General features: G+C 37.7%; 20 protein-coding genes. 16 read left to right on the forward strand and 4 right to left on the reverse strand.

Going from position 1 to position 14,839, the window contains the following annotated elements:
• The 16 genes from AC3B6B_RS06015 (at position 1) to AC3B6B_RS06090 (ending at position 11,591) form a co-directional block, all read left to right on the forward strand.
• Entirely contained in the window at positions 1 to 1,020 is a 1,020-nt protein-coding gene (locus AC3B6B_RS06015; protein WP_489757783.1) for an L-threonylcarbamoyladenylate synthase, read from the forward strand.
• A 12-nt stretch (positions 1,021 to 1,032) separates the two neighbouring features.
• The gene (upp, locus tag AC3B6B_RS06020) at positions 1,033 to 1,662 is read left to right on the forward strand and encodes a uracil phosphoribosyltransferase (RefSeq protein WP_489757784.1); all 630 of its coding nucleotides are present in this window, start codon (positions 1,033 to 1,035) and stop codon (positions 1,660 to 1,662) included.
• A 118-nt stretch (positions 1,663 to 1,780) separates the two neighbouring features.
• Positions 1,781 to 2,497, forward strand: a complete 717-nt coding sequence (gene atpB / locus AC3B6B_RS06025) for a F0F1 ATP synthase subunit A (protein ID WP_489757785.1) — start codon at positions 1,781 to 1,783, stop codon at positions 2,495 to 2,497.
• A 14-nt stretch (positions 2,498 to 2,511) separates the two neighbouring features.
• Entirely contained in the window at positions 2,512 to 2,721 is a 210-nt protein-coding gene (gene atpE, locus AC3B6B_RS06030) for a F0F1 ATP synthase subunit C (protein ID WP_489757786.1), read from the forward strand.
• Positions 2,722 to 2,748: 27 nt separating this feature from the next.
• A complete protein-coding gene (atpF, locus tag AC3B6B_RS06035) occupies positions 2,749 to 3,279 on the forward strand; it encodes a F0F1 ATP synthase subunit B (RefSeq protein ID WP_489757787.1) in 531 nt (176 codons plus the stop codon).
• Positions 3,266 to 3,811: an ATP synthase F1 subunit delta gene (gene atpH, locus AC3B6B_RS06040; RefSeq protein ID WP_489757788.1), complete on the forward strand. Its 546-nt coding sequence runs from the start codon at positions 3,266 to 3,268 to the stop codon at positions 3,809 to 3,811. Before atpF ends, atpH begins: the two co-directional genes overlap by 14 nt.
• 22 nt (positions 3,812 to 3,833) lie before the next feature.
• Positions 3,834 to 5,360 (forward strand): F0F1 ATP synthase subunit alpha, encoded by a 1,527-nt coding sequence (gene atpA, locus AC3B6B_RS06045; RefSeq protein WP_489757789.1) that lies wholly within the window; start codon positions 3,834 to 3,836, stop codon positions 5,358 to 5,360.
• A gap of 18 nt (positions 5,361 to 5,378) precedes the next feature.
• Positions 5,379 to 6,302 (forward strand): F0F1 ATP synthase subunit gamma, encoded by a 924-nt coding sequence (locus AC3B6B_RS06050; protein WP_489757790.1) that lies wholly within the window; start codon positions 5,379 to 5,381, stop codon positions 6,300 to 6,302.
• A 17-nt stretch (positions 6,303 to 6,319) separates the two neighbouring features.
• Positions 6,320 to 7,774, forward strand: a complete 1,455-nt coding sequence (atpD, locus tag AC3B6B_RS06055) for a F0F1 ATP synthase subunit beta (protein WP_489757791.1) — start codon at positions 6,320 to 6,322, stop codon at positions 7,772 to 7,774.
• A gap of 18 nt (positions 7,775 to 7,792) precedes the next feature.
• Positions 7,793 to 8,221 (forward strand): F0F1 ATP synthase subunit epsilon, encoded by a 429-nt coding sequence (locus tag AC3B6B_RS06060; RefSeq protein ID WP_489757792.1) that lies wholly within the window; start codon positions 7,793 to 7,795, stop codon positions 8,219 to 8,221.
• Positions 8,222 to 8,349: 128 nt separating this feature from the next.
• Complete coding sequence (locus tag AC3B6B_RS06065) at positions 8,350 to 8,580, forward strand: DUF1146 family protein (protein WP_489757793.1); 231 nt, start codon at positions 8,350 to 8,352, stop codon at positions 8,578 to 8,580.
• 88 nt (positions 8,581 to 8,668) lie between these two features.
• Positions 8,669 to 9,658, forward strand: coding sequence for a rod shape-determining protein (locus AC3B6B_RS06070; protein ID WP_489757794.1), 990 nt, complete (start codon positions 8,669 to 8,671; stop codon positions 9,656 to 9,658).
• 8 nt (positions 9,659 to 9,666) lie between these two features.
• Positions 9,667 to 9,837, forward strand: coding sequence for a DNA-directed RNA polymerase subunit beta (locus AC3B6B_RS06075; RefSeq protein ID WP_489757795.1), 171 nt, complete (start codon positions 9,667 to 9,669; stop codon positions 9,835 to 9,837).
• Positions 9,838 to 9,842: 5 nt separating this feature from the next.
• Entirely contained in the window at positions 9,843 to 10,124 is a 282-nt protein-coding gene (yidD, locus tag AC3B6B_RS06080; RefSeq protein WP_489757796.1) for a membrane protein insertion efficiency factor YidD, read from the forward strand.
• A gap of 11 nt (positions 10,125 to 10,135) precedes the next feature.
• Positions 10,136 to 10,372 (forward strand): DUF2969 family protein, encoded by a 237-nt coding sequence (locus AC3B6B_RS06085; protein ID WP_489757797.1) that lies wholly within the window; start codon positions 10,136 to 10,138, stop codon positions 10,370 to 10,372.
• A 10-nt stretch (positions 10,373 to 10,382) separates the two neighbouring features.
• Complete coding sequence (locus AC3B6B_RS06090; RefSeq protein ID WP_489757798.1) at positions 10,383 to 11,591, forward strand: FtsW/RodA/SpoVE family cell cycle protein; 1,209 nt, start codon at positions 10,383 to 10,385, stop codon at positions 11,589 to 11,591.
• Positions 11,592 to 11,710: 119 nt separating this feature from the next.
• Here AC3B6B_RS06090 and AC3B6B_RS06095 read toward each other — a convergent pair whose 3' ends face one another.
• The 4 genes from AC3B6B_RS06095 to rpsD all read right to left on the reverse strand — a co-directional run bounded on the left by AC3B6B_RS06095 (position 11,711) and on the right by rpsD (position 14,516).
• Positions 11,711 to 12,196 (reverse strand): universal stress protein, encoded by a 486-nt coding sequence (locus AC3B6B_RS06095; protein WP_489757799.1) that lies wholly within the window; start codon positions 12,194 to 12,196, stop codon positions 11,711 to 11,713.
• Between the two features lie 74 nt (positions 12,197 to 12,270).
• On the reverse strand, positions 12,271 to 12,549 hold the full coding sequence (locus AC3B6B_RS06100) for a hypothetical protein (RefSeq protein ID WP_489757800.1): 279 nt from the start codon (positions 12,547 to 12,549) through the stop codon (positions 12,271 to 12,273).
• Positions 12,546 to 13,841: a replication-associated recombination protein A gene (locus tag AC3B6B_RS06105; protein ID WP_489757801.1), complete on the reverse strand. Its 1,296-nt coding sequence runs from the start codon at positions 13,839 to 13,841 to the stop codon at positions 12,546 to 12,548. The genes AC3B6B_RS06100 and AC3B6B_RS06105 overlap by 4 nt, the downstream gene beginning before the upstream one ends.
• A gap of 66 nt (positions 13,842 to 13,907) precedes the next feature.
• Positions 13,908 to 14,516 (reverse strand): 30S ribosomal protein S4, encoded by a 609-nt coding sequence (gene rpsD, locus AC3B6B_RS06110; RefSeq protein ID WP_489757802.1) that lies wholly within the window; start codon positions 14,514 to 14,516, stop codon positions 13,908 to 13,910.
• Positions 14,517 to 14,839: the final 323 nt, after the last annotated feature.

Here is a 14,839-nt window from a genome sequence, read left to right on the forward strand (position 1 = left end):
ATGGAAACGAAAATGTTTACTCGTGCTGATTTACCACAAGCAGCCCAACTACTTAAAGCTGGTCAATTAGTTGCTTTTCCAACCGAAACGGTTTATGGCTTAGGTGCTGATGCAACTAATGCCCAAGCCGCAGCAGCGGTTTATGTAGCTAAGGGGCGTCCGAGTGATAATCCGTTAATTGTTCATGTTAATTGTCCCGAGATGGTGTGGCAATACGCTGATGTGCAATTTAAATCCTTAGCTGAGCCTTTAATGAAGGCTTTTTGGCCGGGACCGTTAACCATCATCCTACCAGTTGCCGATCATAAGCTCTCTAAAACTGTTACCGGCGGCTTAAAGACGGCGGCTTTTCGGATGCCTGATAATCAATTGACTTTGGATTTAATTAGTGAGGTACAACGTCCTTTAGTTGGGCCTTCAGCTAATACTTCAGGCAAACCGAGCCCAACTTTACCGGAACATGTTTACCATGATTTACATGGTAAAATCGCGGGGATTTTAGCTGATGGTGCCACACGCGTCGGGCTTGAATCCACTGTTTTAGATTTAACTAGTGAGGTGCCCACAATCTTACGTCCGGGTGCTTTAACTGAGCAACAATTGTCCAAAGTTATTGGTACAGTTCAAACTAGTCATCATAAGGTTCAGGCTGGTGAAATTCCGAAAGCTCCGGGGATGAAGTATAAGCATTATGCTCCTAAAGCCCAGGTAATTGTTGTGGATCAGCCTCAAGATTTTGCTGCAGCATTAACTTGGGTGCAACAACAAAAGAAAGCTTTTGCCGTTATGGCCACTACTTCAGTTTTACAGTCGTTAGATTTACAACAAGCAACAGATACTTTTTCATTGGGAGATTCTTTAAATTCAGCCAGTCATTTACTGTTTGCTGCCTTAAGACAATTTGATTTAAATGATCAAATTGAATATATTTTGGCGCAAGGCAGTTCTGATCAAGACTTAGGAATCGCTTATATGAATCGATTAAATAAAGCAGCTGGTAACCAGCATTTTAAAGCATAGGAGGAATTTAGGATGTCTAAATTTACAGTATTAAATCATCCCTTAATTCAACATAAATTAACCATTATCCGTAATAAAGATACGGGTACTCGCGTCTTTCGGGAGGTCGCTAATGAAATTGCCGAATTAATGGTTTATGAAATTACCCGCGATTTACCATTAGAAGATACCGAAGTAATTACTCCAATGGGTAAAAGTACACAAAAACAATTAGCTGGTAAAAAATTAGCCGTTATTCCGATTTTACGGGCTGGTTTAGGCATGGTTGACGGTGTTTTACGATTGATTCCAGCTGCCAAAGTTGGGCATATTGGCATGTATCGTGATGAAGAAACGTTAAAGCCACATGAATATTTTGTTAAATTACCACCTGATATTGATCAACGTGATTTATTGATTGTAGATCCAATGTTAGCCACTGGAGGCTCTGCTAATATGGCCATTGAAGCCTTGAAAAAACGCGGTGCGCAAAATATGCGTTTAGTCGTTTTGGTAGCAGCGCCCGAAGGTGTACGGGCCGTACAGGAAGCGCATCCTGACGTTGATATCTATGCAGCATCTTTGGATGAAAAAATTACTGAAAGTGGTTATATTTTCCCAGGATTGGGTGACGCCGGCGATCGCTTATTTGGAACTAAATAAATTTTGAATTTTATGAGAAAATGTCTTTGATTTTATAACTTTTGGTGGTAATCTAGCCATGTGCCTTACTTTTTATTAAAAGGCAATGAAAAATAATGAAAGGGAGGAGTTGTGCTGGTTGGATGATTCATATCAATTTCTTTCAATTGGTGGGTTAACTTTTAATGTTGCCAACTGCTTGTCAACATTAATAGCTGCCGTGATTGTTTTTTTGGCCTTCTTTTTTATGTCACGCAAAATTAAAATGCGTCCAGGAAAAGCCCAAAATATGCTGGAATGGTTAGTTGATTTTACGAATAATATTGTTAAATCATCGTTTCCCCAGAAGAGTGAAGCTCAACCATTTATGCTGTATGCATTTGTAATGTTTGCGTTTATCTTTATTTCCAACCAATTAGGCTTAATGTTTGAAATCATTGTTGGTGGTAAAACGTATGTTAAATCGCCAACATCGGATCCGATTGTAACAATGAGTTTAGGCATTATTACTTTGGTTTTATCGCATTATTTTGGCGTCAAAAAGCACGGCTTTGGTGGTTATTTAAAAACATATCTACAACCGATTGCTTTTTTATCACCAATTAACCTTTTGGAAGAGTTTACAAACTTTTTAACACTATCTTTACGGCTTTATGGAAATATCTTTGCTGGTGAAGTTTTGTTAAGTTTGATAACGAAACGTCTGGCACCATCATACGGAGTATGGACTTATATTGCTTCATTTCCATTAAGTATGATTTGGCAAGGTTTTTCTGTCTTTATCGGCGCTATTCAGGCTTATGTTTTTGTAGTTTTATCAACGGTTTATATTTCTGAAAAAGTAGTTAGTGAATAATGGAGGTATTTTAAATGAAATTTTTAGGTGCAGGTGTCGCAGCGGGTTTAGCAGCTTTGGCGGCTTCTTATGGTAATGGACACGTTATTTCCAAAACAATTGAAAGTATGGCTCGTCAACCAGAAATGTCTAGTAAATTACAATCAACAATGTTTATTGGTGTTGGTTTAATTGAAGCTGTTCCTATTTTAGCTATAGTTATTGCTTTCTTATTAGTCTTTTAATTACGAGAAAAACTTCTTTAGAAAGGAATGACGGTCGTGCAACCAGGATTATTATTGGCAGCACAATCATCCTCAACTGGTGATTCACTATTCGTCTTAGTATCCTTTATTGTCTTAGTGCTTTTAGTTAAGCATTTTGCCTGGGGTCCGATTACCAAAATGATGGATAAACGGGTAGATAAGATTACTGGTGATCTTGATTATGCAGATAAAGAGCGTAAACAAGCCGATGAATTGAAGCAAAAGCGTGTTGCAGCTTTACAAAATTCTAAAGCTGAAGCTGTCCAAATTGTTGCTGATGCCAAAAAGTCTGGTGAAGATCAACGAACTTCAATTGTTGATCAGGCACACTCAGAAGCACAAGATATTCATCAACGTGCTCAAGCAGATGCCCAACAGGCGAAAGCGGATGCGATGAAGTCAGTCCAACATGACGTGGCTCAATTATCAGTAGATATCGCGACACAGATTATTGGTCGTGAGTTGTCAGTTTCGGATCAACAAGACTTGATTGACTCATACATTAAGGAGTTGAATCCAAGCCATGAAACTAAATAAGGATGAAATTGGTCGCCGTTATGGAAGAGCTTTGTTTGAATTAGCTACAGAGCAAGATCAACAAGTTGAAATTCTTGAAGAGTTAGATGCTATTCAAGCAGTTTATGAACAAATTCCTGATTTAGGCGATATTTTAACTGATACGCGTTTATCTTCTTTGAAAAAACAGAAACTATTAGTTGTAATTAAGCAAAATGCTAGTACGTTAATGCAAAATTTTTTGCAGTTATTGTTTGAATATCATCGCCTAGATGCTTTTACCGAAATTAGACGATTTTATCAGGACTTGTATAATCAAGCAACGGGTGTTTATCAAGCAACGGTAACCACGGCTATTGAATTAAGTGATCGTCAACAAACCGCTTTAAAAAATGCAATTGGTCGCCAGTTTGCTGCAAAAAAGGTAATTTTAACGATTCATTTGGATCCGCAAATTATTGGTGGTTTGATTGTACAAGTTGGTGATCAAATTATTGATGGAAGTGTTAATTCGCGCTTGAAGCGAATGAGCCAATTATTGCTGAATAGTTAATTAAAGTATAGAGGTGAATTTGATGAGCATCAAAGCTGAAGAGATCAGTTCTTTAATTAAAGAGCAGTTAAAAAATTATCAAGATGATCTTGAAGTTGAAGAAATCGGTACTGTAACCTATGTTGGTGACGGAATTGCTCGTGCTCATGGATTAGATAATGTCATGTCCAATGAATTACTAGAATTTACTAATGGTTCATTTGGAATTGCCCAAAATTTGGAATCGACAGATGTCGGCATTATTATTTTAGGTAAATTTGATGATATTCGTGAAGGCGATAAAGTTAAGCGAACTAAACGGATTATGCAAGTGCCTGTTGGTAAAGAGTTAATTGGTCGGGTAGTGAATCCATTAGGTCAACCAGTAGATGGTTTAGGCAAGATTGACACTGATAAGACTCGTCCTATTGAAACACCGGCTCCAGGTGTTATGGATCGCCAATCAGTTTCTGAACCTTTGCAAACCGGCTTAAAAGCGATCGATTCGTTAGTTCCGATTGGTCGTGGTCAGCGGGAATTAATTATCGGTGATCGGAAAACTGGTAAAACATCAGTAGCGATTGATACTATTTTGAATCAAAAAGATCAAAATATGATTTGTATTTATGTAGCTATCGGTCAAAAGGAATCCACCATTCGTGCGCAAGTTGAAACGTTGCGGAAGATGGGAGCCATGGATTATACAATCGTTGTGGAAGCTGGTCCTAGTGAACCAGCACCGCTACTTTATATTGCACCTTATTCTGGGGCTGCGATGGGTGAAGAATTCATGTATAACGGTCAACACGTGTTGATTGTTTACGATGATTTAAGCAAGCAAGCTGCGGCTTATCGTGAAATTTCGCTATTGTTACGGCGGCCACCAGGGCGTGAAGCTTATCCAGGTGATGTTTTCTATTTGCATTCTCGTTTATTGGAGCGGGCTGCGAAGTTAAATGACAAATTAGGTGGCGGTTCCATGACCGCGTTACCGATTATTGAAACGCAAGCCGGCGATATCTCTGCTTATATTCCTACGAATGTTATTTCGATTACTGATGGACAGATTTTCTTACAAAGTGATATGTTCTATGCCGGCAATCGACCAGCTGTTGATGCGGGAACTTCAGTCTCTCGGGTCGGGGGCGATGCCCAGATTAAAGCTATGAAAAAAGTTGTTGGTACTTTGCGGTTAGATATTGCTTCCTACAATGAATTAGAGTCCTTTGCCCAATTTGGTTCTGATTTAGATGAAGCTACACAAGCAAAATTAAATCGTGGTCGTGTGACGATGCAAGTGCTCAAACAACCATTACATGATCCAATTCCGGTCGAAAAACAAGTTATTATCTTTTATGCCTTAACCAAGGGCTATATGGATAACTTGAATGAGGATCAGGTTGCTGATTATCAAACACAATTGTGTGATTACTTTGCTGGTAATCATGCTGATTTGTTAAAAGAGATTAAGACCACTGGTAATCTGCCGGACACTAAGAAGCTAGATAGTGCCGTTCATGATTTTACTGAAGGTTATCAAGCTAATTCAACTGAACAGCAAGCGCAGTAATAAGGAGGAAAAAGGCATATGGTAGAATCCTTAATGGATATTAAACGCCGCATTTCTTCGACTAAAAAAACTGGTCAAATTACGCATGCGATGCAAATGGTTTCGGGATCAAAATTAACGCAAATTGAGAAGAAATCTATTGCATATCAGTTATACGAACAAAAAATTAAAGAAACGATGGGGCATTTAGTTGCTAGTAAAATAGTTAATAATTACGAAAGTGAAGACCCCCAAAAAGGGGTTTTATCGCTGGATCATTTGTTAAAAGTGCGGCCGGTGAAAAAGACTGCTTATATGGTAGTTACTTCTGATCGTGGTTTAGTTGGCAGTTACAATTCAACTATTTTAAAAGCAACAATGGAATTATTAGAAAAGAATCACCACAATGATAAAAGCCAATTTACAATTATTGCTGTTGGTGGCACCGGAGCAGACTTTTTTAAAAAACGAGGCTACGATGTTGCCTATGAATATCGTGGTGTGGAAGATGTTCCAACTTTTTTGACTATTTCTAATTTGGTGAAAGCGTGCGTTGAGTTATTTGATGATGGCGTATTTGACCGTTTAATTTTATGTCATAATCATCATGTTAATTCATTAACTTCACAATTTGTGACCGATGAATTATTACCTATTTCACGCGATGTTGCAAACAAAAAAGATTTACAGCATCCCAAATTACTCCAAGAGTATATCGTTGATCCTGGTGTGGAAAGCGTCTTAGAAAAAATTGTGCCACAATATATTGAATCAGTAGTTTTTGGTTCAATTATGGATGCCAAAACAGCCGAACATGCTGCTTCAATGACTGCAATGAGAACGGCTACTGATAATGCTGATGATCTGATTGATAGTTTGTCATTACAGTATAATCGTGCGCGGCAGGCACAAATTACGACCGAAATTACCGAAATTATTAGTGGCGCGGCGGCTTTGGAATAAGGAAAGGAGTTATTTGAATGAGTCAAGGAAAAGTAGTTCAGGTTATCGGACCTGTTGTTGATGTATCATTTCCACTGGATGGCTCCTTACCAGATATTAACAATGCTTTACTTGTTAAGACTAATCAAGGAAATGAAATTACTTTGGAAGTTTCTTTGGAATTAGGTGATGGAGTAATGCGGACGATCGCGATGGCCGGAACCGATGGTTTACAACGGGGAACGGCTGTTGAAGATACTGGTCATCCGATTAGCGTTCCAGTTGGTGATGTGACTTTAGGACGAGTCTTTAATGTTTTAGGCGAACCAATTGATAATGGTGAGCCCCTTGAAGCGGATGTTCAACGGGAAAGTATCCATAAAGAAGCTCCTAAATACGAAGATTTAAATACGACTTCTGAAGTTTTGGAAACTGGTATTAAAGTGATTGATTTACTGGAACCTTACTTGCGCGGTGGTAAAGTCGGCTTGTTCGGTGGTGCCGGTGTTGGTAAAACTGTGTTAATCCAGGAATTAATTCATAATATTGCTCAAGAACATAATGGTATTTCTGTCTTTACCGGTGTGGGTGAAAGAACCCGTGAAGGTAATGACTTGTACTATGAAATGAAAGAATCTGGTGTGCTGGCTAAAACTGCGATGGTCTTTGGTCAAATGAATGAATCTCCCGGTGTGCGGATGCGGGTGGCTTTAACTGGTGTTACGATGGCTGAGTACTTTCGTGATGTGGAAGGTCAAGATGTGTTACTATTCATTGACAATATCTTCCGCTTTACACAGGCTGGTTCAGAAGTTTCGGCTTTGTTAGGGCGTATGCCTTCAGCGGTTGGTTATCAGCCAACTTTGGCGACCGAAATGGGGCAGTTGCAGGAGCGAATCACTTCAACTAAAAAGGGATCCATTACTTCTATTCAGGCGGTTTATGTGCCGGCGGATGATTATACTGATCCTGCTCCAGCAACAGAATTTGCCCATTTGGATGCCACTACCAACTTGGAAAGAAGTTTAACCCAACAAGGAATTTATCCAGCTGTTGATCCGTTAGCTTCAACTTCTAGTGCTTTGGATCCAGAAATTGTGGGTCAAGAACATTATGAAGTGGCAACCGAAGTACAGCATGTTTTACAACGTTACCATGAATTGCAAGATATTATTTCGATTTTAGGTATGGATGAATTATCTGATGAAGAAAAGCAAATTGTTGCTCGTGCACGGCGCATGCAGTTCTTCTTATCACAGAATTTCCATGTTGCGGAACAGTTTACCGGTCAGCCAGGTTCTTATGTTTCTATTGAAGATACCGTTAAAGGCTTTAAAGAAATTTTGGCTGGTAAATATGATGATGTACCTGAAGATGCCTTCAGAAGCGTTGGAACTATTGATGAAGTTTTGCAAAAAGCTAAGCAAATGGGTTATCAACCAGCTGATGAAGCAGCTTCTACCACTAAAACTGATGATGTAGCAGCTAGTTAATGATAGGAGGTTAAGGTTATGGAAGACGATTCTGTCTTAACTGTCAATATTATTACTCCCGCTGGTCAAGTTTATTCTCATCATTCCAAACGTGTAGTAGCTCGAGCTAGCGATGGTGATTTGGGAATTTTGCCGAATCACTTACCAATTATCGCTACTTTGAAAATTGCTGAAGTACGCGTATTGCGAGCAAACAATGAACATCAAGAAGATGCGATTGCGGTCAATGGTGGCTATTTAGAATTTAAAGATAATGTATTAAATATTATTGCTGATAGTGCTGAACGGGCACGTAATATTGATTTGCGCAGGGCACGTTATGCTAAGCAGCGAGCGGAAGAACAAATCAAGCACGCAGAGACTATTCAAGACATTGATGAAGTTAAACGAGCGCAGGTAGCCTTGGCCCGGGCAATTAATCGGATCAATGTTTATAATCATCGTTAAAATCCTCTTATTGATAAGAGGATTTTTTCTTTTCTAGCGATTGGTATGATAAAATCAATGATAGAAGTTTAGTAGAGTTGTTTGACAACTAGCTCTCAAACAGTTTTGGATTAAAAGGAGATTTTTCTGTGAAACAAGTCGGAATTCAAAGTTTATTAACTTTGTGTAGTCACGTTTTTTTTATTTGGATCGCGTTTTTAGCAATTCAAACGTTAAACTGGGATAAGTTATTACACAATCATACTAATAATTCAGGGAAAATTTTAATTACCTTTTTGGCGATTGCTTTAGGATATACTGTGAGTTCTTTTTTTATTAGTTTAATTCAAACTTTTCAAAATTTGATTTTTATGTTTTAAAGTCATTGTAATTTATCGCTAATATCCATTTAGCGCAGCCAGTTATGTTATAATCCTATCTTGTGAAGACTTTTTTTGGAGGCTTAAAATGGCAAAATCGATTGGAATTGATTTAGGAACAGCTAATGTCTTAATTAATGTTCAAGGTGAAGGTATCGTTGTAAATGAACCCTCTGTAGTGGCAATTAATACGGATGATAATCATGTTTTAGCAGTAGGTACGAAGGCTTATCAAATGGTTGGTCGAACACCGGGCAATATTAAGGCTATTCGGCCTCTGAAAGATGGCGTAATTGCTGATTTTGATATTACGGAAAAAATGTTACAATACTTTATTGATGAAATAAATGTTAATTCCCGTTTCTCTCATCCCACGATTATGATTTGCTGTCCAACAAATATTACTTCTATTGAACAGCGATCAATTATTGAAGCGGCTGAACAGACAGGTAGTAAAGATGTTTACTTAGAATTGGAACCAAAGGTAGCAGCTGTGGGCGCTGGTATGGATATCTTTAAACCACAAGGTAACATGGTCATTGATATTGGTGGTGGAACCAGCGATATTGCTATTTTATCCATGGGCGATATTGCAGTCAGCAAATCAATGCGGTTGGCTGGTGATGAGATGAATACTGCCATCCAAAACTATGTCAAATTACACAATAATATTATTATCGGTGAACGCACAGCTGAAGATATCAAAAAACAGATTGGTTCAGCGTTTGAACCCGATCCTAATAAGCAAATTACGATTCGCGGTCGCGATGTTGCTACTGGCTTACCAGTGGGAGTAACTATTTCTGAAGTAGAAACTCAGGCGGCTTTAGCGGATATTTTAAATTCGATTATTGCAGGCGTTAAGACAGTTTTGGAACAGGCAGCTCCGGAATTAGCAGCTGATATTATTGATCGGGGAATTATGCTCACTGGTGGTGGTTCCTTAGTTAAGGGCATTGACAAATTGTTTGCACAGGAATTACAAGTTCCAGTGATTGTAGCTGAAGATCCATTAGATACAGTAGCTAAGGGTACTGGCATCTTATTAGAACGATTAGCTAATAATAAAAAGCGTTAGGTTGAATTATGAACGGATCATTTGGAAATCATTTAGTTAAAGTTATTTTAAAAATTATTTTAGCTTTTATTATTTTATTCATATTAGGCATGATGATTGGAGCTGTTATTGGCGGCGGTAATCCTTTAACGCCGTTGTTGCCAAGCACTTGGATTCATATCTTTAAGTTTTCTAATTAATTACCATGTTAATTAGGTTAATTAAGTTATATCAAAAGTATCTCTCTCCTTTACTGCCACCTAGTTGTCGATATTATCCGACTTGTTCGGCCTATATGATTGAAGCTATCAAAAAAGAAGGTAGCTTGCTTGGATTTATTATGGGATGTGCGCGGATTTTAAGATGTCACCCTTTTGTTAAAGGTGGATTTGATCCAGTTCCAGATCATTTTACGTTATTGAAAAATCGCCATCCTGAACAGTATGAAGATGAAATTATCGCGCAGCGGTTTCATCCTAAAAAATGAAAGAGGAATTTATGAGAACAAAAGAACGTAAATTTAATGTCAACTTAGTTGAAGCGGGTACCAACAGTTGGAAAGTGACTTTAGCTAAAGGACGTCAAGACCAAACAATTGCTCGAATCAATCAAAGTGATTCCAAGCATTTTGAAGTGACACTGATTGATGATAGCAATTCGACTAAATTAGTTGCGTCGGATTTAAATGAAGCGTTAAATATTGCCTTAATGCAATTTAATCTACATTTACACTAGAGGATTCGTTATGGGATTAGGAAGTAAATCTAAAAGTAATCTTGATGAAGATAATTCTCGCATTGATTACGGGGTTATTTTTTCGGTAATGCTCTTGGCTTTGATTGGTCTGGTTTCAATTTATGTAGCTGCTTCGCACGATTTAAGAAGTGGTGGCCCGTGGCATATGGTTCTTTCGCAATTGGTTTGGTATTTGATTGGGGCTATCGGCGTATTTATTATCATGCACCTTGATGCAGAACAATTATGGAGTATTGCTCCGTATGCTTATTGGATTGGTATCGGTTTATTAATTGCAGTATTGTTTTTTTATAGTCGTGAATATGCGGTGAAGACTGGCGCTAAAAGTTGGTTTGCTTTGGGTCCATTTTCCTTTCAACCATCGGAGTTAATGAAGCCAGCTTTTATTATTATGTTAGGGCGCGTGGTAACGATTCATAATCACGCTTATCCTAAACATGATTTGCACAGTGATTTAATTTTAATTGGGCGAATTCTGTTATGGTCCTTACCAGTTATTTTATTGATGCTCTTACAAAAAGATTTTGGGACGATGTTAGTTTTCTTAGCCATTATTGCAGGTGTCATGTTAGTCTCCGGTATTGATTGGCGCATTTTGCTAACGTTGGTGGCCATTGTAGGAATTTTAGGTGGTGGCGCCATTTATTTAGTGTCGACTGGTGATGGACGGCAGTTTTTGAGTCATTTAGGTTTTCATGCTTATCAGTTTGAAAGAATTGATTCTTGGTTAAACCCGTCAGGAGATACTTCGAATTCTAGTTATCAATTGTGGCAAAACTTAAAAGCAATTGGTTCTGGTAAATTATGGGGTAAGGGTTTTAACCATTCTAATGTCTATGTCCCTGTTAGAGAGTCGGACATGATTTTTTCAGTTATGGGTGAAAACTTTGGTTTTATTGGCTCCTGTTGCTTAATTTTGATCTATTTTATGTTAATTTCACAAATGGTAAAAGTGACCTTCGATACTAAAAATGAATTTTATGCGTATGTCTCCACGGGGATCATTATGATGATTTTATTTCATGTCTTTGAAAATATTGGTATGAGTATTGGTTTATTACCAATGACGGGTATTCCATTACCATTTATTTCACAGGGTGGTTCTGCACTATTAGGTAATATGATTGGAATTGGAATCATTATGTCAATGCGTTATCATTATAAGAGCTACATGTTTAGTAATAACGATTTTAAGTAAGCAGACGAATTGAAATGAATTTATTTTATAATGATGTAACAATTAAAAAAACACTTTAGGGTAATATCTAAGATGATTGATGCAGATATTAACTAAAGTGTTTTTTAGTTGTTAAATTTTTACTTTGATTCAGTGCCAGGCTGTTCTTTAATAGTCTGATTTTGTAAGTCGGTTCTCACGACCATGACATCGCAAGGAGCATTGCGAGTGACAAATTCTGTGACGGAACCAATTAATAAACGTTCGACAGCATTTAAACCAGTAGCGCCAATGACGATTAGGTCAATATTTAAATCTTTCGGAATAGTGCGGGCAATTTTGGTTTTGGGTGCACCATACTGAATCGAAGTTTTGACGGAAGTAACGCCCTTTTTTAAAGCTAATTGTTCATATTCATCAATGGTTTGTTGAGCAGTTTGAGAAACTTGTTCTACCATTGAGGAATCAAAACTAGAAACATCCTGAAAAGCTCTCGTATCCACAACATGTAAAATTGTTAATGCGGCCTGGTTACGCTTGGCAACCTCGACAGCTTTGTTAAATGCCATTTCTGCTTCAAAAGAACCATCAACTGGTACTAAAATGGATTGGTAATTTTGTAACATCAAATCCCCCCTAATAACTTATCTGCGATACAATAGCTATTTTAATTGATTTATAATAAAAATGCACATGTGAGTTACTTATCTAGTTGGACAACTATTAAAGAAAAACCACCGACAATTAAACTACCAATGACTAAAGTCGCTAAATTCCAATCAAGTGGTGCCCAAATTAATAGAATGATTCCCAGTAAACTGACTAAAAGTAGGAAAGTGGCCGTAATGAGAGCCACTTTTTTTAATTGTGGTAAATTTTCTTGTTTAACAGCAATGAAAGGGTGATCTTTAGTAGTAATTAATAATATTGCCAAAATTAGCATAATAATAATAAAAATAGCAATTAAGAGTTTAATCATGACTGGTCCGCCTTGTTGGATTTATTTTGTAATATTTTCAAATGCTGGTAAGTCTTTTGTAAATTAGTTTCATATTGACTATTATTTTTGGCGTGATAATATTGCGTTCCTTTTAATTTAGTAGGTAAATATTGTTGAGCCACCCAATCATTTTTAAAATCATGTGGGTATTGATAACCTAAACCATGCTGCAAGAGCTGAGCACCTTGATAATGAGTATCTTTGAGATCATCAGGAATAGTGCCAATTTTACCGGCTTGAACGTCGGCTAATGCCGCATCAATTGCATTAATGCCCGAATTTGATTTGGGACTTAAACAGAGTTCGATGACACTATCAGCCAAGGGAATTCGAGCTTCTGGCAGTCCAACTTGCTCGGCTGCTTGACAAGCAACTACTGTTCGTTGGCAAACTGGAGGATTAGCTAGTCCGATGTCTTCATACGCACAGATCATTAAACGACGAATGACTGTTTTTAATTCACCAGCTGCCAGTAAACGAGCCAAATAATGTAATGCCGCATCTGTATCGCTACCACGAATCGATTTTTGAAAAGCTGAAATGACGTCATAGTGACCATCACCGTTTTTATCAGCAGTTAATGTTTTACGCTGCAGGGATTCACTAATGATTTCGGCGGTAATAACAATTTGTTCTTGCTCATTTTTCGGAGTCGATTTGACTGCCAATTCTAATCCATTTAATGAGCTCCGTAAATCGCCTCCGGTAGCAGTAGTTAAAATTTCCATAGCAGAATCGGTGATTTGCACAGGATATTGACCTAGTCCTTGAGCTTGATCGCTTAAAGCACGCTGAATAGCTTGTTTAATATCAGAAGCGCTGAGCGGTTTAACTTCAAAAATTTGGGTTCGACTGCGAATTGCGGGATTGATAGCAATATAAGGATTTTCGGTGGTGGCCCCAATTAAAATAATTTGCCCACTTTCTAACAAAGGTAATAAAAAGTCTTGTTTGGTTTTATCTAAACGGTGAATTTCATCCAGTAGCAAAACAACCGTGCCACTCATCTTGGCTTCCTCGGCTACAATTTGTAATTGTTTTTTAGAGTCCGTGGCCGCATTAAGTTGGCGAAAAGCATATTGACTGCTGCCAGCAATGGCACTAGCAATGCTGGTTTTGCCGGTCCCGGGTGGACCATATAAGATCATGGATGATAAAAGTTTAGCTTGCACCATACGCCAGATGATTTTACCAGGGCCGACTAAATGTTGTTGTCCCACTACTTCAGATAAGGTTTTAGGACGCATACGATAAGCAAGAGGTTGACTCAAATTATGATCCTTTCTCACAAAAAAAAGCAACCCGAAGATTGCTTTTTTTTGTGGAACAAAAGTAAATTACAAAATTTGGTTGTAAAATTCAACGACTAAGGATTCATCAATTTCTGGAGCTAATTCATCACGTTGTGGTAAACGAATTAACTTACCAGTCATTTTATCTTCGTCAAATTCTACAAATGGTAAACGTGCTACGTTAGCTTCCAAGGCATCCTTGACAACTTGTAAGTTTTTGGAACGATCACGTAAAGAAATTTCTTGTCCTGGTTGAACTTCATAAGAAGGAATGTCAACGCGTTTGCCGTCAACAGTAATATGACCATGGTTAACCAACTGACGTGCTTGTGCCCGTGTAGTTGCTAAACCTAAACGATAAACAATGCTGTCTAAACGAGTTTCCAATAAAATCATAAAGTTTTCACCATGTTTACCTTGGCGAATTTTACCGGCACGTAAGAAGACATTTCTAAATTGACGTTCATTTAAACCATACATTAAACGTAATTTTTGCTTTTCTTGTAATTGAGTACCATATTCTGATAACTTGTTCCGATTCTTGGGACCATGTTGTCCCGGAGCATAAGGACGACGAGCTAATTCTTTACCAGAGCCAGATAAAGAAATTCCTAACCGACGTGACTTTTTCCAAGTAGGGCCTGTATAACGCATAAAAAATTCCTCCAAAATTTTGATTGGAGTAAAATAATGAACGTTTGAGTTCAACATTCGTGCAGTTAATATTACAATCTTCACCTTTTGCAGCTGGAGGTTACACAATTGAACATTCGAGCTATTAACTGTTGACGAGCTTGTCACTCAGTGCTGCAATTATTTTACACGCAGTTGATTTTAGTTACTTTAATAGAAAAAGTCAAGCTTTTAAGCAACACGATTAATGGCTACAATAATAGTAGAATAGATTTTAAGACTTTTTTAAGGATTAATGATAGCTTTATTTGTTATAATAAAAATAAATTGCTAATTAATGTTCA

It is taken from the genome of Bombilactobacillus sp. ESL1197 (assembly GCF_058107145.1).